Here is a 17278-nt window from a genome sequence, read left to right on the forward strand (position 1 = left end):
ATATTTTTAGCTTAATTCTTTCAGCTTTTGGTGAGAAAAAGCACGAAGATCTTCAAAAAAAGTAATGAAATCATTTTCAAAAATCTGATAATGTTCTAATAAATCTTCCGTAGCTAAATTCATTTTTGATTTTCCATTAGTACGCCTATTCATACCATTTAAAACTTCTTGAATACCTTTTGCAAACTGGTAATTGTATAACCAATTATATTGCACCATATAAGGAAGTATTTCTTGTGTTTTCTCAGGGAGAATATCAATGTTTTCTTGGAGTAATTTGTATACAGAATCGACATACACATTTAACGGAATTTGAGAATAATTTTTCCAATTCTTAGCTAAATAATGATCGTAAAAAATATCAATGATTACACCGTCGTAGTGTCGGTAACGTTCATGTAGGCGTCTTTTACTTATTCTAACAATTTCATGCGCATCTGTGTAGGTATCAATTTCTCGATGTAACAAAATTCCTTTTTGAATATCTTCTTCATAATGAGAAAACTTATTACCTTTCACGTGGTCTGCTATAAAGTTACCAATCATGATGTTTGTGTTATCTTCAGAAAGGTATAAGTGCGCTAAAAAATTCATTTTATAAATGTAAACAAAAAACCACAACTGCAGCGTTGTGGTTTTTATTAATTACTCAACGATAAAAGTTTTTACTGTGTGAATGTTTTTTTTGTCTTGCGTAATACCTTGAATTTGAATTTCAAAAATTCCTTTAACATCTGAAGTAAAAAAACTTAAATGTTTATTGGTTTTTATTAGTACTGGGTTCCAGTATAATTGAGTTCTAAAATCAGGTATCCTGTCTTTTTTATTAGTTGTATAATTTTCTTTGTAGTAATATTTTTTTTGTTCGGGTTTTGTGATTTTAAATTCATGAACGTTTGGAAGATTTAGTTTAAAATCTTTATCAAAAGTATGAATCTCAATTATTCCCTGATATATAATACTTCCAAATAGATATTTTCCCTTTAGAACAGTAATAGAATCAATTTTTTTTGCTTCTAAATCAATAACATTCGTATGGTCATAAACTATTTGTCCATTAATAATTACCAGTGTAGGTATTTCTTTATTAGTGCCATAATCCATATCTCTAACATGAATTTTGTATTGGTTTTCATTTTTAGTGTAAAAAACATCTTCTAAAATCTCAATAATTGTAGCTTTTAAGGTTTTAAATCTTTTATAGTCATCTAGTTTTATTTTAGTAGTATTATGGGTAAATAATTTTTCACGATATATAGGATATTGATTTATAATACTATCTTTTTTTAAACTATTGTAGGCATATTCAGCTTGAAGATAAATAGTTCTTCTTTTTATTTCAGAAATAATATCTGGGGTTAATTTTAAAGCTTTAAAATTATCAAACTTAATTTTTAGGTTATCTTCATTTTTTAAATTAACAAGGTATTCACTTCTATTTTTGTTTAGTATTTCAATATTAATTTTATCAGAATTTAGGTTTTTTACATAAAAATAAAAGTTTCCAAATTGATCAGTTACGCCTGTTTTATTAACTTTTATATCAGGTATGCTTAGGGCTATTGGAATGGATGAAATACTGTTGTTGGTGTTTTTCGAAGTGATGTTTCCTTCAATTAAATAACCTCTTACTTCTGGTAGAAGTAATGTTGAGTTATTAGAATTGTTTGTGAAATTATTTTTTCTGTATAGTATGGATTTTTTTGGAGGAGCATTTTTAACTGTTTTTTTTACAGAAATTGAAAGCGCGCCACTTAATAAGCTATCATTTAATGAAAGTTTAACTAGTTCTCTTGTTTTAAAGGTTTCTTTATTTAGAGTTATTAATTTGCTAGGTGTTACTTTCTTTTCTTTTTTTAGTACTTCTTTATTTGTAATGCTAGGAAGTGTTTTTTTTTGAAATGGATTTATAATATATAGGTTGTCTTCAAATACAGTCTTCTGATTAAGCATCCATTTTGTATAAGCTACAATTTTATAGGTGCCTGACTCTAACTCTGAATCTATGTAAAAATCACCATATCCAACACCATCTACTAAATTTATTTTTTGTTTTAAAATTGCCATATTTTCAGAATTTATAAGTTCTATGTTGGCAATTTTACTAATTTTAGAAAGGGAGTTACTTTTTTGGTTAAAACAATAGGCTTTATAAAATACTCTTTCTCCAGTAAGTAATAGGTTGTTATTGTAATGTAAAAATATATCTTCTTGATCAAGTCTTTGTTGTGCGCTCACAAAAATTGAATACAATAGAACGAATATCGTGAATGTCTTTTTCATAATAAATTTGTTAGTCAACCCAAAAATCAGGTTTTACATTACTTCCTAAAACTCTACAGTCTCCGCATATTTGTGGAACTAGAGCATAAGGTCCGCTATCTCTTGTTCTAGGAACCTTATCAAAAAAAACGTATCCATTGTTTATAGCATTGGCAACGTTAAAGGTACCAGAATAAGAGTCATAAATTAATGGAGTTATTGTAGAACAATTATCAATAAATGGAATAAGTTTATCGTTTATATCTTCTCTGTTTAAAAAGAATCGTTTAACACTTACGCTTGAAATTTCAAAAAAACCAATAACTTTTTCTTTGTTGTTTAGAGAGTTGATGTTTCCATTGAAAAAACCAATTTGATTTTCGGTAAATATATTTTCAGACTCAGAAAAAGTTTTTAATTTTTCAAAATAATTGTAGCAGTTTTCTGTTCTTACATATTGTTTTATAAGAATACTGTATCTATTCGATAGTATAAAATCTGTTGTAGATATAGATCTTATTGTAAAATTATCAACCTTATCTTCTATCAATGATTTAGTTTCTGTTTGTTTTATTGAATTCGAATATTGAGTTTTAAAACACACTTTGTCATCATAGTTTTTAAAGACTATTACAGGATCTGCAGGGTTGCTTACATCTAACCTATATGGACTCCAAAAAGGAGTAATTATTTTATATGTTTCTTCATACTCATAAGAATAAAAATGCGCATTATCATTAGGGTTGTATGAACTAACTTGGATTGAAACTTCTTCTTCATTTAGGTTGTTTATTTCAACCGAATAATTTATTTTGTCTATTGGTATTATTGGAGGTAACCTCTCTTCTGTAGAGTAATATGAATTACCATCGTTAGTCTCAATTTTTAAGCTATAAGACTTGTTTTGATTAACAGAAAACTCAGTAATTGATTGATATAAACCATCTTCTATCTCTTCAAAGTTATACACTATATTTTGATTGTCTGTTATAAAAATTTTGGCTCCTTTTTCAGGATTACTTCTTAAAGTATCTATTTGATAGGTTCTAGAGAGTTTTATATTGTGGAATTTATATTCATTTGTGATTCTTGCTTCAATAACTAAAAGGTCTTCAAAATCTATATTTTCTGGCTCAAAAGGTTCAATACATCTTGTTAATAGCATTAACGAAGAAATAATAAATAATACAATTTTTAATGATTTCATTATTTAAAATTTAAAGTTATACGTTATTGTAGGAATAGGTACAGAGAAAACAGAGCTCTTATAGCTGGTAACATTACCATTTTTAGTTTCAAAATATACAGAGTAAGGATTGTTTCTTCCTAATACATTGTAAACTGAAATATTCCAGAAACTATGAGCAAATTTTTTAATTTTATGATTCCCTTCTATATTTAAGCCAATGTCTAACCTAAAATAGTCTGGAATTCTATATTCATTTCTATTACTATAAGTTAAGTATTCTGTATTGTTATACGTGTACTTTCCAGTGGGGTATGTAACTGGTCTTCCTGTTTGATAGCTAAAGTTACTTGAAATACTGTAACGTTGTGTTATTTTGTAATTAAAAACAATATCTAAGTTATGAGGTTTATCGTAATTGGTAGGAAAGTATTCTCCATTATTTACTTTTTCTTCATCAAATTGACTGTCTAATTTTATTAAGGATCTAGAGTAGCTATATCCTAACCAACCATTAAAACTTCCTTGATTTTTTTTGATTAAAAACTCAAGCCCATATGATTTCCCTGGACCTTGTAATACTTCAGTTTCAATGGTTTCATTTAAAAGTAAGTTAGCGCCAACTTTATAGTCAATTAAGTTTTTATATTGTTTGTAATAGGTTTCTAAGCTTACTTCATAATCTGTATCATTTATATATTTTAACACACCTAAAGAAAACTGTAAACCTTCTTGAGGAAGAATGTTTGAGTCAGATAGCCTCCATGTGTCTAATGGAGATGCGGTTGTGTTGTTGCTCAAACGATGTATGTATTGAAAGGATTTATTAATACTGGCTTTAATTGATAAATCATCAGTTAAAGAGTATCTAGAGCCAACTCTATAACTAAAACCATTGTAAGTTTTATATATTTCATTAGAGTCGTAATTATTTGTTTCAACTATATTAGAAGAGTTTTTGGGTTTGTTAGACTCGTAAATTCGTTGTTCATGCGCTCCTAGTCCAAGATATTGTGAAAACCGTAAGCCAAGGTTTAACGATAATTTTTTAGAAAAATTGACGTTGTCTGAAATAAAAAGGGCATTTTCTAAACCTCTTTCTTTAGGTATATTAACAGAAGGAACAGAGGAATTCTCATCTTCAGGTTTTATCCTACCAGGATTTACATTGTAAAGTTTAGCTTCTAAACCATAATCAAAAACATGCTTTTTAGAATGTTTGTAATTAAATTTAAGTTTAATGTTTGACTCGTTTATTTTATAATTTAAATTAAAATCTCTGTTGTTATTGGCATCATATAAAATATCAAAGTCATAACTACTATTACTAAGAGTTAAATTTCCAATATTTTTTTTATTAAACTTATGTTCCCAGTTTAAAGAGATGATTTTATTTCTGTAATTATTTACAGAATCTGATGCAATTTGAAACTTATCACTACTATAATACCCAGTAATTTTCAGTTTATTTTTTTTATTAAATTTATGATTGTATTTAGCTATTACATCATAGAAGTTAACCTTACTGTTTTTTAACTCTTTATTATTTAGTTGTTGTAAAACCCACTCTGAATAAGTACTTCTTACACCAATTAATAATCCAGATTTATTTTTGACTATTGGAGTTTCTATTTTAATGTTACCTGTAACAGGGCCAATAGAAGCTTCACCATTAAACTTTTTTGTACTAGCATCACTGGTTGTAATATCAAAAACAGAAGATAATCTTCCTCCATATTCTGTTGGGATATTTCCTTTGAAAATTTTTAAATCATCTGTAGTAAAAGGATTAATGGCAGAAAAAAGACCTAAAAAGTGGGTTGGGTTATACATTACTCCACCATCGAGAAGAAATAAATTTTGATCTACTTTTCCCCCTCTAACATTAATACCCTCAGCGCCTTCACCTGCAGATTTTATTCCAGGTAATGTTAAAGCAGCTCTTAGTAAATCTCTTTCACCAAGTACTTGGGGTATAGTTTTTATATCTTTTGCTTTAATAAGTGTTAAACCTGTAACGTTTTCTCTTAAATTATTGCTTTTACTTCCCTTAACAATTATCTCGTCTAGCTCTTCTAGTTTTTCCAATAAACTAAAATTGAGTGTGCCATCATCATACATTACAATGTCATAAACTTCTGAAGAAAAACCACTTAAAGAAGTCTTAATTTTGTTTTTTCCGTAAGGTAAATTAATCGAATATCTACCCCTAGAATCTGTAGTAGTAAAAATGTTTTTATTTTTTTCAAAAATAGTAACTCCTTCAATAGGTTTATTGTTTTTTTCGCTTTTAATCACCCCGCTTAAAGTATAGTATTCATTAGGAGTTCTAACTTCTTTACCAATAATTTTATCAACTGTTGTATTATTTTTAACTAGAACAGGAGTAGAGCTTTGTTTTACGTTTTCATCATAAATAGACCTTCTTATTAACAGGCCTTTGGTTAGAATTACCTTTTTCTCATCAGTAATAAAGTAATTTAGATCACTATCTTGAAGTAAGTCTGTTAGTATTTTAGATAAAGGTTTGTTAATATAATTTTTAGATTCAGTTTTATTGTCAAACCATTTGTTTAAATAATAAAATTTATAAATACTCTTATTCTCTATTTGCTGAAAAATTTCTTGCTTGGTTAAATTTTCAAAATTTAGAGTTAACAAAATATCATTTTCTTGCGAGATTAAATTTACTGTAGTAAAAAAAAATAATAAGGTGATAAATTTTCTCATCACTAAGCTCGGGTTTTTAATTCCTTATTTAATTTAGATACCAGCATTTTATAAAAATCATCAGGTGACCTTTTTCTAATGGATCTATTTTCATTAAAGAATTTTTTTATTAAGTTTTTTAAAGAGGGAAAAACTTTGATTAAACTTTTTTGATAATCAATTTCATAAAAGTTATTATCAAAACTTATGATATGATTTTCTTTTTGGCTGAACTTATAATGAGTAAAGTTACGGTTAATCTTTTTATGAGATATCTTTCTGTATTTCTTATATAAGGAAATAGTATTTGTTGATTCTAGTTCTTGAATAAAACCAAACTTTTTTGTGTTAATAAAAATAGCATTTTCAATTTTAAATTTAGAAACGTGTTTTTTCTCTAAAACTATAATGTTAAATCTAGATGAAGCAGGAATTTTTACGATTAAATTATCATCTACTAAATTATATTTAAAATCTATATTTATAAAAAGTTCATTTTGATAGGTAATATCCCCTTTTAAAAATTTGCTAGATTTTAAATAATTATGATTACCATCTATTTTTCTAAACTCCTCTACGAATAGCTTTCCATAACTAAGATTAGTGTTTTGGAGTCCAATTCGATTATCAAAATTCTTAATTATTAAATTATTTTGAGAACTTAGTTTTAAATTAAAAACAAGTATCAAACAAAAAACAATATTATTTTTCATAATAGCATTTCATATTAAAAACACTTAAAAGTAAACTTTTTTACTGGTAATATTTTTTTTAAATAAAAAAAGCAGCTTTAAGCTGCTTTTTTGTTATTTTTTTGGAGTGTTCTTTAATATTTCTAATAAAAACTTCCAGAATTTTTGTGTTGATGATATTTGTGCGCGTTCATCTGGTGAGTGAGCCCCTTTAATATTTGGTCCAAAAGAAACCATATCCATTTCAGGGTAATTTTGACCTAAAATACCACATTCCAATCCTGCGTGACATGCTGCTACATGTGGTTTGTCGTTATGAAGTTCTTCGTATAACTTGGTAACTGTTTTTAAGATTTCAGAATTCACGTTTGGTAACCAACCAGGGTAAGAACCCGAAAATTCTACGTCAAAACCAGCTAATTCAAAAGCACCACGTAAAGAGTTTGCTAAATCCCATTTATTAGTTTCAGAAGAAGAACGAGTTAAACATCCAATTGTAATAGTTCCGTTTTTTACAATAATACGTGCGATGTTGTTTGAAGTTTCTACTAATCCTTTAATATCAGGGCTCATGCGGTATACACCATTTAAAGCAGCATAAACAGCTTTAATTAAACCTTCTTGAACCCCTAGTTCCATCACAGTTTTAGGAGTTTTAACTTCTTTTAATTCAATACTAAGGTTTGGTTCTAATGTTAAAAACTCAGCTTTAATATTGTTAATAAGTTCATGAATTTCAAACAAGAAAGGTTCTTTTGAAACTGTATCAATTACTACAGTTGAAAAGCTTTCACGAGGAATAGCATTACGTAAACTACCACCGTTAATTTCAGCAATTCGTAAACCGAAGTTGGTGAATCCGTCAAATAACAAGCGATTCATAATTTTGTTAGCGTTTCCTAACCCTTTAATGATGTCCATACCAGAGTGACCTCCATTTAAACCAGTAACAGAAATTTCATAAGCTAAAGTGTTTTCTGGAGTGGTTTCTTCACTATAGTTCCTAGTAGCAGTAACATCTACACCACCAGCACATCCCATACCTATTTCATCATCTTCTTCAGTATCAAGGTTCAATAAAATTTCACCTTCTAATATTCCACCTTCAAGTCCCATAGCACCAGTCATGCCTGTTTCTTCATCAATAGTGAATAAAGCTTCAATAGCAGGGTGAGCAATATCAGTAGATTCTAAAACTCCCATAATAGCAGCAACTCCTAAACCGTTGTCAGCTCCTAAGGTAGTTCCATCAGCTTTTACCCAATCACCATCTATAAACATTTTAATTCCTTCAGTATCAAAATCAAAAACGGTATCAGCATTTTTCTGATGTACCATATCTAAATGGCTTTGCATAACTACTGTTTTTCTGTCTTCCATTCCAGCTGAAGCAGGTTTACGAATAATAACATTCCCTACATTGTCAACCATGGTTTCAAGATTTAGTTTCTTACCGAAATCTACCATAAACTGAATTACTCTTTCTTCTTTTTTAGAAGGGCGAGGCACAGCGTTTAAGTCGGCAAAATTTTTCCATACAGCTTTGGGTTCTAGGTTTCTTATCTCTGAATTCATTGTGAATTGAAGTTTTAATTTTAAAGCAACGAAGATACTTAATCCTTATTGAAAAATTGTAAATTTGCAGTATGGATTTTTCGTCGAAATTATTAGAAAACGCAGTAAATGAAGTAAGTCGATTACCAGGAATTGGTAAGCGTACGGCGCTTCGTTTAGTGCTGTATTTGTTGAAACAACCAAAAGAGAATACGAAGTATTTAGTAGAGGCTTTAACGCATTTACGTAAGGATGTAAAATCGTGTGAAAAGTGCCATAATATTTCAGATACGGAGTTGTGCGATATTTGTAGTAACCCGAAGCGAAATGGAGAAATTGTATGTGTGGTAGAAGATATTCGTGATGTGATGGCGATCGAAAACACGGCACAATACAGAGGTTTGTACCACGTATTAGGTGGAAAGATTTCTCCTATTGAAGGAATTGGTCCTCAAAACTTACAAATAGGATCCTTAGTAGAGAAAGTAAAAAATGGAGAGGTAAAAGAATTAATTTTTGCGTTAAGTTCTACGATGGAAGGAGATACCACTAACTTTTATATTTACAAACAGATAGAAAAATATGGAGTTACAACATCAACCATTGCCAGAGGAATCTCAGTAGGAGATGAATTAGAATATGCAGATGAAGTTACTTTAGGAAGAAGTATTGTAAATAGAATACCTTTTGAACAATCGATAAAAGGGTAAGAAAAAAAAGAAAAGAGGAAAGGCCAACTAAATGAAAGCCACTCCTCCTAACTGTATCTTATACTATATAGAAGATTGAAAACTGATTTTGTTACATTTGTATGTGTTAAAATATGTTAATAAAAAAAGAAGAAGTCTAGACTTCTTCTTTTTTATCCTTTTCAATCAACTCCTGTTCATATTTATCCCACGATTTTTTAGCTCTTATTTTTTTATAATAACGAATACCAATCATCAATAATACTCCAAATAGAATAATCCCAACGACACCCCAAATCCAGTTGATAGCACTCTTTAAAACCACTAAAAATACAGCTGCGAATAAAATTACGGTCGGAATTTCATTAAACATTCGAAGTTTATTAGGTGTGTATTTAATCTCGTCACGTTGTAATTCTGAATAAACCTTATGACAAAATCCGTGATAAAAATAAAGAGCCAATACGAAAGCTAGTTTTACATGCATCCACGGCATTTCTAAATACACAGGGTTTTTATATAGCATCCAAAAAGCAAAAAAACTTGCTAAAAATAAAGAAGGCCAGGTAATTATGTACCACAAACGTTTAGACATTAGCTTGTATTGGGTTTGTAATATAGACTTGGCGGGTTCATCTTTTTTTTCTGCTTCCACATGGTAAATAAACAAGCGACCTATGTAAAATAACCCTGCAAACCAAGTTACTACAAATATGATGTGTAATGCTTTTACGTATAAAAAGTCCATGAGTTTTATGTTTGAAAGTTGTAAAGTTACAAGTTTTTAATTTTGCTAACTGCTAATCAGGATGAAATTATCACGTCATTATCACTCTTTATAATGACACTTTTTGTTGTCGTTGCAAGCCTTTCGACTGTCGCTCAAGACAGTCTAAAGCGTGGCAATCTGTTAATCGTTTGCTGTTAACTGAAACTCTTTAATCCATCCAGTTAAAACATCCACCCATTCATCATTATCATTAATACAAGGAACTGTATGGAATTCTTCACCACCTGCTTCTAAAAATTCATGTTTCCCTTCCATTGCTATTTCTTCTAAAGTTTCTAAACAGTCAGAAACAAAAGCAGGAGTTACAATGGCTAGTTTTTTAATACCGTCTTTTTCAGCTTTGTTAACAATTGTTCTATCTGTATAAGGTTGTAACCAAGGATCTACTCCTAAACGCGATTGAAATGAAGTAGAAACGTTGTTTTCATCCAAACCTAACTCAGTAATTACATTTTTGGTAGTTTGGTAACATTGGTGACGGTAACAAAACTTATGTGCTTCAGAAGGAGTGTCACAACAGGTTGTGTTTCCAGGTTTAGGATTACAGTGTGATTTTGTTATATCTGATTTTCTTATATGACGTTCAGGTACTCCGTGATAAGAAAATAAAATATGGTCGTAATCTTTATCAGCTAAATAATCTTTTATACTATTAGATAAAGCTTTTATATATGCTGGTTTGTTGTAAAAAGCAGGTACACTTGTAATTTTCATATTTGGGAAGAACTCTTTTCTTAATTCTTCAGCTAATACCAAAATAGTCTCAGTAGTTGCCATAGCAAACTGAGGATATAGCGGAACTAATAAAACTTCAGTAACACCTTTATCATGTAGTTCTTGTAATCCATTTTTAATAGAAGGATTTCCATAACGCATCGCTAAAGAAACAGGAAGCTCTGTTTTAGTTTGTACTTTATTTTGTAAACGTTCAGATAATACAATCAAAGGAGAACCTTCTTCCCACCATATTTTTTTATAAGCAGCAGCAGATTTTTTAGGACGTGTGTTTAAAATAATCCCTTTCACTAAAAATGAACGAAACCAATACGGAACATCAATAACACGTTCATCCATTAAAAACTCTCCTAAGTATTTTTTTACATCTTTTGGGTCTGTACTCTTAGGAGACCCTAAATTAACTAATAAAACTCCTTTCATGTATTTACTTTTCTAAGTCTTTACGAGTAAAGTGTAGAAACCGACAACGGTTATTCAACATTACTCGTAATAATGTTCTTTAACTGGCTTGTTGTTTCATATAATGCAATAGCTAAGCTATGAATTACATTCATGCTAGAGTTTCGTCCGTACATTGGTATAGCTACTGTTGCATCTACTAAGTTAACGTTTTCTATGCCATTTCTTTCGCTACCCAAAAGTAACACAATTTTTGAATGAGGCGTAAAATCGTAATCGCTAATATTTATACTTTCATCGGTAATTTCAATTCCAATAATAGTATTTCCTTCTTCTTTTAATTTATGTATAAGTTGTTCAAAATTACCGTAGGTATCATGTGGTATTTGTTGAATAGTATTTCGAGCAGTTTTCTTTACAATTCTATTCTCTATAGAAGGAGAACTTTCGTGTAAATATATTTTTGATACTCCAAAACTTTCTGAAATTCGAAAACACATTCCTATATTTTCAGGAGTACGAATGGCATCACAAACAATAGTGATAGGAAAATTTTGCTGATTATTTTCTATATCGTAATGAGTTAATTGTTTCATCTTCTATATTTCTTTTATTGTTGTAAGCCCATTACATATTGCTTAGGAGTGGTGCCAAACTTCTTTTTAAAAGCAGCAATAAAGTGACTTGAAGTGCTATACCCTACTTGTAAACCAACTTCATTCACATTGTATTGATTGCTTTCTAATAGTTTACGTGCATGATCCATTTTATAGTCAAATAAGAAGCTATATACAGTATCACCGTAAATTTGCTTAAAACCTTCTTTTAATTTTTTTAAGTTTAGGCCAACTTCATTCGCTAAATCTTGCAAACTTGGTGGTTCACTCATTCTAGATATAATTATATCTTTTGCTTTTCTAATCTTTAAAACTTCTCGGTCATCAACTAAGAAAGGACAATACTCTTCATTGGTGTTTTCGCCACTATCAAAATGTAAACTTAGCAACTCATATGCTTTTCCTTTTATGTAAAGGTCGCGCATAGAACTTTGATTTTTTGCGGTTAAAATTTGTTGGAGTACCAATAAAACATTAGCATTTATTTCTGCATTGTCGTAATACTTCTTGTTTTTATTATTCTCGCTTAAAAAAGGAATATAACTAGCCTCTTTAGAAAAGAAAGCATGAAATTTTTCTATAGAAATTAACACAGACACTAAAGAGGTTTTTGGTAAGATTTCTAAGTTAATAGGTAAGTCTTGTTGTGGGTTGTATAAGAAAATTGAATGTTTGTCTAAAACATTAAATGTGTAACTATTATTGTTGAAGTGAAACTTGCAATTACCTTTAACACAGTAGTGTAGTTGTATGTAAGAGTTGTCAATATCTCTTTTGAAAAATGCTGTTTCGTCAGAATTATTCTGAAATTTTAGTGCAAAAAAACCCTGTTCTATAGGAATTTCTCTAAATGTACTTTCTGCGATGTTTTTTGACATGGATTCAGTGGTTTTTATAAAGCTTGCTATTTAGAACGATTCTAAAATAAAATGTTTCTCCTAGTCTGTTTTACTGCAAAAATACACTTTTGCGTAAGTTTTTGAGGTGTTTTTGAGTGAAAAAGCGAATAGCGACATTAAAAGTTCTTTTAGCGATACTTTTTTTTGTTCAATATTTATATTTTTGACCGACTTTTTTGAAGAAGACTCAATGACAGTAGAAAATAAACATCATAGTAATTTATACAACATAGGCGTTAGTTATAAAAAAGCTGATGCTGCGATTAGGGGGAAATTTAGTATTTCTAAAGAAAATCAAAAGCAACTTTTAGAAGAAGCAAAACAAAAAGGAGTAGACGGAATTTTTGTATTGTCTACTTGTAATAGAACTGAAATATGTGGTTTCGCAGAACACCCTTTTCAGTTAATAAGTATGTTGTGTAAATATTCAAATGGTTCTGTAGAAGAATTTGCCAACGTATCAAATGTATATAAAAATAAAGAAGCCATTAACCATTTGTTTAGAATGGGGACAGGGTTGGATAGCCAAATTTTAGGAGACTACGAAATAGTTGGACAGTTACGTCAGGCATTTAAACAGGCTAAAGAAGTAGGAACTACAAATGCATACTTTGAGCGTTTATTAAACCATGTAATGCAAGCAAGCAAGCGAGTTAAGAATGAAACAAAGTTGAGCTCTGGAACAACTTCAGTGTCATATGCCGCCGTTCAGTACTTAATCAATAATTTACCAGATTATAACTCGAAAAATATTTTAGTGTTCGGTTTAGGTAAAATGGGTAAACACACCTGTAAAAACTTAGCAGAATATACACAAAATAAATCGGTAAGCTTAATTAATAGAACTGAAGAAAAAACTTCAGCGTTTGTAAAAGACCATAGTTCTATTAGAAAAGCGTCGTATGCAAATTTAGAAGAAGAAGTTCACAAAAGTGATGTGTTAATTGTTTCTACAGGTGCTAGTTTTCCCACGATTACAAAAGAACATGTTCCGGTAGATAAAGAATTGTTGATTTTAGATTTATCAATGCCAGCCAATGTATCAAAAGAAGTTACAGACCTAGAGAATGTCACAATGATAAATGTTGATGATCTTTCAAAAATAACCGATGAAACATTAGCGATACGTCAGCAAGAAATACCAATAGCCGAAGCGATTATTGAAACTCATAATCAAGAATTTCAAGAATGGTTAAACCACAGAAGGTTTACTCCAGCAATTACCGCTTTAAAAGAATCATTACAAACCATTCAGCAAGGCGAAATAGCTTTTCATAAGAAGAAAATTAAAAATTTTGATGAAGAACAAGCAGAAATACTAACATCAAGATTTATACAAAAAATAACCACACAATTTGTTAAACACTTAAAAGACGAAGAAACTTCAGTAAATACAAGTATCGAAGTAATAACTAAAGTGTTCGGAGCAAATTTAGAATCCACCCATGCAGAAGATAATTAGAATAGGTACACGTGATAGCCAATTGGCTATGTGGCAAGCAAAAAAAGTTCAAAAACTTTTAGAAGAATTAGGTCATCAAACTCAATTAATCCCCGTTAAAGCAACGGGTGATTTAGTTTTAGATAAACCCCTTTACGAACTAGGGATTACAGGAATTTTTACTAAAAATTTAGATATTGCTATGCTAAATGGTGATATTGATATTGCGGTACATTCTATGAAAGATGTTCCTACAGTATTACCAGAAAATATAATTCAAGCAGCAGTTTTAAAGCGTGCCAATTACAACGACATTTTGTTGTTAAAAGACAACGAAGAGTTTATGTCACAACCCAACGGTGTAATAGCTACAGGTAGTTTACGAAGAAAAGCACAGTGGTTAAACCGCTATCCAACTCATACAGTAGAAGGTCTACGAGGTAATGTAAACACACGTTTACAAAAGTTAGAAGATAACGATTGGAACGGAGCTATTTTTGCAGCAGCTGGTTTAGAAAGAGTAGGCTTACGACCTCAAGGAGCGGTAAATTTAACTTGGATGATTCCTGCACCAGCTCAAGGAGCTATAATGATTACAGCGTTAGAAAAGGACGAAGAAATCAAAGAAATTTGTGCTGAGTTAAACGATAAAGACACAGAAACCTGTACAAGTATAGAACGTGAGTTCTTAAACCGTTTAGAAGGTGGTTGCACAGCGCCAATTGGGGCTTTAGCTTTTATAAATGAAAAGGAAGAGGAACTTAATTTTAAAGGAATTTTATTAAGTAGAGATGGTAAGAAAAAGATTGAAGTTAGTAAAAAAGTAAAAGTTGGTAAACATAAGTATGTAGCAAAAGATTGTGCTAATTATGTGATTGATAAAGGTGGAAAACTAATTATGATGGAAGACGAAGGAATTGAAAAAGAGTTTTCAATCTATTCGACTAAAAAACTATCAGAAGCACAGAAAAAATTATTACCAACACACATGAGTGTGAATGATAGCGATTTTATAAAAATCCGTTTTAATAGAATTGCACCTAAAGTAATTAAGAAAGAAATTGAAAATGTAATTATCACTAGTAAAAATGGTGTAGAAGCAATTTTAAATTCATTCACTTCAGATGAATTACAATTCAAAAATATTTATTGCGTTGGTAGAAGAACAAAAAAGTTAATCGAGCAACGCATAGGAAAAGTAACACATTCAGAAAGAAATGCGAAAAGACTGTCTGACTACTTATCAAAAGAATTAAAAGGTCAAGAAGTAACGTATTTCTGTAGTGACTTACGTTTAGACACACTTCCAATACTTTTAAAAGCAAACGGGATTGCTGTTAATGAAGTAGAAGCTTATAAAACAATGTATAGTCCATCAAAAGTTGATGAAAAAGTAAATGGAGTGTTATTTTACAGTCCGTCAACAGTTGAAAGTTATATGGAAAAAAATACTGCGGATAAAATAGCCTTTTGTATTGGTGATACTACTGCTAATGAAGCTAAGAAACATTTTAAAGAAGTACAAATAGCAAAGATGCCAACAGTAGAGAGTGTACTAGAATTGGTAAACCTTCACTTTGTGAAAGAATAAATTAACAAGGGTTAATGAGTAAGCTAAAGAAAAAAATAAAAAAGTATGTTACAGAGTTTTTAGTGGTAGCATTTGGTGTTTTTCTTGGAATTTATGTTAATGAATGGGAAAATAATAAGCAGTTGAATTCCGACAAAGAAAAAGTAATTCAAAATATTTTAAGTGAACTTGAAGATAATAAGGAAAAACTCTTAAAATCTGTAAGCTATCATCAAAAAATAAAAATAAACCTAGATAGTACGTTAGCAAAAACCCCTGAAGAAATTAAATTTGAGAGATACCTTGGAAATAAACATTTCAAGTTTGTCACTATAAAAGGATGGACGGGGGTAAATTTTCCTGAATATGATACTACAGCTTTTGAAGTAGCAAAAATGAGTGGAATACTACAAAATATGGATATAAATGTTGTTCAAGAAATTTCAAAAATCTACAATAAAATACAAAATCTTGCAAGTTTTCAAAATTTGATAACTAATAAAATGATGGAGTTGAATTATGAAACTAAAGTTATTGATGTAGTAGGTAGTTTAACCTTAGTTGTAGGAGATAATCTTAATATGGAAAAATTACTAGTAAAAGAAGTAGAGAAGACGATTGCGCACATAAAAGGATAAAAAACAAACTGTAAAAACTCTATAAGTAGTATAATCTTTAAACAATATTTATTTTTTAAGCCTAGAGCTAAAAGCCAACAGCCAAAAGCATATCATAACCATGTTTAGAACACGCAGATTAAGAAAAACAGAAAACATCCGTCGATTGGTAAGAGAAAACAAATTATCGGTAGATGATTTTATATACCCTTTATTTATTGAAGAAGGAACAGGTATTGAAACTGAAATTCCTTCAATGCCAGGAATTAAGCGTTATTCATTAGATACTATTTCCAAAGAATTAGACGAAGTTGTTGCACTAAAAATTCCAGCAGTTTTGCTATTCGGAATTCCCTCTAAAAAAGATGATGAAGGTACCGAAACTTGGAATGACAACGGAATCATGCAACAAGCTATCCGATTCATTAAAAAGAATTACCCAAGCTTATATGTAATTACTGATGTATGTTTTTGTGAATACACTTCACATGGTCATTGCGGAGTAATACATGATAATGATGTAGATAACGATGCAACTCTAGTAAACTTGGCAAAACAAACAGTTTCGCATGCAAAAGCAGGGGCAGATATGGTAGCACCATCAGGAATGATGGACGGTACTATAGCTATGATGCGTGAATCGTTAGACAATACAGGTTTTGCGAACTTACCAATTATGGGATATTCTGTAAAATATGCGTCAGGATTTTATGGACCTTTTAGAGAAGCCGTAGATTCAGCACCGTCATTTGGAGATAGAAGAACCTATCAAATGGATCCTTCTAATAGAGATGAAGGATTACGTGAAGCAACTTTTGATGATGAAGAGGGAGCAGATATTTTAATGGTAAAACCAGCCTTATCATATTTGGACATCATTAGAGATTTAAAAAACAATTTTGATAGACCTATTGCTTGCTATAATGTGAGTGGGGAATATTCAATGGTAAAAGCAGCTGCTGAAAAAGGATGGATTGATGGTGAAAAAGTAATGATGGAAAGCTTACTGTCTATGAAAAGAGCAGGAGCAGACATTATCATAACCTATTTTGCTAAAGAAGCGGCTAAGGTATTATTAAAAAATTAACGTCATTACGAGGAAGAATGACGAAGTA

The 17278-nt window shown here is 30.2% G+C and carries 15 protein-coding genes; 5 read left to right on the forward strand and 10 right to left on the reverse strand.

Annotation, left to right across the window (positions count from 1 at the left end; translation table 11 throughout):
* Positions 1-6: 6 nt before the first annotated feature.
* The 6 genes from ACKTSW_RS10155 to ACKTSW_RS10180 all read right to left on the reverse strand — a co-directional run bounded on the left by ACKTSW_RS10155 (position 7) and on the right by ACKTSW_RS10180 (position 8424).
* Positions 7-594, reverse strand: coding sequence for an acyl carrier protein phosphodiesterase (locus tag ACKTSW_RS10155; protein ID WP_408025146.1), 588 nt, complete (start codon positions 592-594; stop codon positions 7-9).
* 51 nt (positions 595-645) lie between these two features.
* Entirely contained in the window at positions 646-2283 is a 1638-nt protein-coding gene (locus ACKTSW_RS10160; RefSeq protein WP_408025147.1) for a hypothetical protein, read from the reverse strand.
* Between the two features lie 10 nt (positions 2284-2293).
* A complete protein-coding gene (locus ACKTSW_RS10165) occupies positions 2294-3469 on the reverse strand; it encodes a DUF4249 domain-containing protein (protein ID WP_408025148.1) in 1176 nt (391 codons plus the stop codon).
* Positions 3470-3472: 3 nt separating this feature from the next.
* Positions 3473-6178, reverse strand: coding sequence for a TonB-dependent receptor (locus ACKTSW_RS10170; RefSeq protein ID WP_408025149.1), 2706 nt, complete (start codon positions 6176-6178; stop codon positions 3473-3475).
* A 2-nt stretch (positions 6179-6180) separates the two neighbouring features.
* A complete protein-coding gene (locus ACKTSW_RS10175) occupies positions 6181-6870 on the reverse strand; it encodes a hypothetical protein (RefSeq protein ID WP_408025150.1) in 690 nt (229 codons plus the stop codon).
* A gap of 93 nt (positions 6871-6963) precedes the next feature.
* Complete coding sequence (locus ACKTSW_RS10180) at positions 6964-8424, reverse strand: aminoacyl-histidine dipeptidase (RefSeq protein ID WP_408025151.1); 1461 nt, start codon at positions 8422-8424, stop codon at positions 6964-6966.
* Between the two features lie 71 nt (positions 8425-8495).
* On the opposite strand from ACKTSW_RS10180, the gene recR reads away from it, so the two are divergent.
* Positions 8496-9113 (forward strand): recombination mediator RecR, encoded by a 618-nt coding sequence (recR, locus tag ACKTSW_RS10185; protein ID WP_408025152.1) that lies wholly within the window; start codon positions 8496-8498, stop codon positions 9111-9113.
* Positions 9114-9249: 136 nt separating this feature from the next.
* Here recR and ACKTSW_RS10190 read toward each other — a convergent pair whose 3' ends face one another.
* The 4 genes from ACKTSW_RS10190 to ACKTSW_RS10205 form a co-directional block, all read right to left on the reverse strand.
* On the reverse strand, positions 9250-9840 hold the full coding sequence (locus ACKTSW_RS10190) for a CopD family protein (RefSeq protein ID WP_408025153.1): 591 nt from the start codon (positions 9838-9840) through the stop codon (positions 9250-9252).
* A 162-nt stretch (positions 9841-10002) separates the two neighbouring features.
* The gene (gene hemH / locus ACKTSW_RS10195) at positions 10003-11040 is read right to left on the reverse strand and encodes a ferrochelatase (RefSeq protein ID WP_408025154.1); all 1038 of its coding nucleotides are present in this window, start codon (positions 11038-11040) and stop codon (positions 10003-10005) included.
* Positions 11041-11090: 50 nt separating this feature from the next.
* Positions 11091-11615: a TrmH family RNA methyltransferase gene (locus tag ACKTSW_RS10200; RefSeq protein ID WP_408025155.1), complete on the reverse strand. Its 525-nt coding sequence runs from the start codon at positions 11613-11615 to the stop codon at positions 11091-11093.
* A 14-nt stretch (positions 11616-11629) separates the two neighbouring features.
* Entirely contained in the window at positions 11630-12514 is an 885-nt protein-coding gene (locus ACKTSW_RS10205) for a helix-turn-helix transcriptional regulator (RefSeq protein ID WP_408025156.1), read from the reverse strand.
* Between the two features lie 211 nt (positions 12515-12725).
* Between ACKTSW_RS10205 and hemA the strand changes: the two genes are divergently transcribed.
* The 4 genes from hemA to hemB all read left to right on the forward strand — a co-directional run bounded on the left by hemA (position 12726) and on the right by hemB (position 17250).
* The gene (gene hemA / locus ACKTSW_RS10210; RefSeq protein ID WP_408025208.1) at positions 12726-13997 is read left to right on the forward strand and encodes a glutamyl-tRNA reductase; all 1272 of its coding nucleotides are present in this window, start codon (positions 12726-12728) and stop codon (positions 13995-13997) included.
* Positions 13981-15567, forward strand: coding sequence for a hydroxymethylbilane synthase (gene hemC, locus ACKTSW_RS10215; RefSeq protein WP_408025157.1), 1587 nt, complete (start codon positions 13981-13983; stop codon positions 15565-15567). Before hemA ends, hemC begins: the two co-directional genes overlap by 17 nt.
* A 14-nt stretch (positions 15568-15581) precedes the next feature.
* Positions 15582-16184 (forward strand): hypothetical protein, encoded by a 603-nt coding sequence (locus ACKTSW_RS10220; RefSeq protein ID WP_408025158.1) that lies wholly within the window; start codon positions 15582-15584, stop codon positions 16182-16184.
* Between the two features lie 100 nt (positions 16185-16284).
* The gene (hemB, locus tag ACKTSW_RS10225; RefSeq protein ID WP_408025159.1) at positions 16285-17250 is read left to right on the forward strand and encodes a porphobilinogen synthase; all 966 of its coding nucleotides are present in this window, start codon (positions 16285-16287) and stop codon (positions 17248-17250) included.
* Positions 17251-17278 lie beyond the last annotated feature (28 nt).

The sequence above is a fragment of the Tenacibaculum sediminilitoris genome (assembly GCF_964513795.1).
Classification (GTDB): Bacteria; Bacteroidota; Bacteroidia; order Flavobacteriales; family Flavobacteriaceae; genus Polaribacter; species Polaribacter sediminilitoris.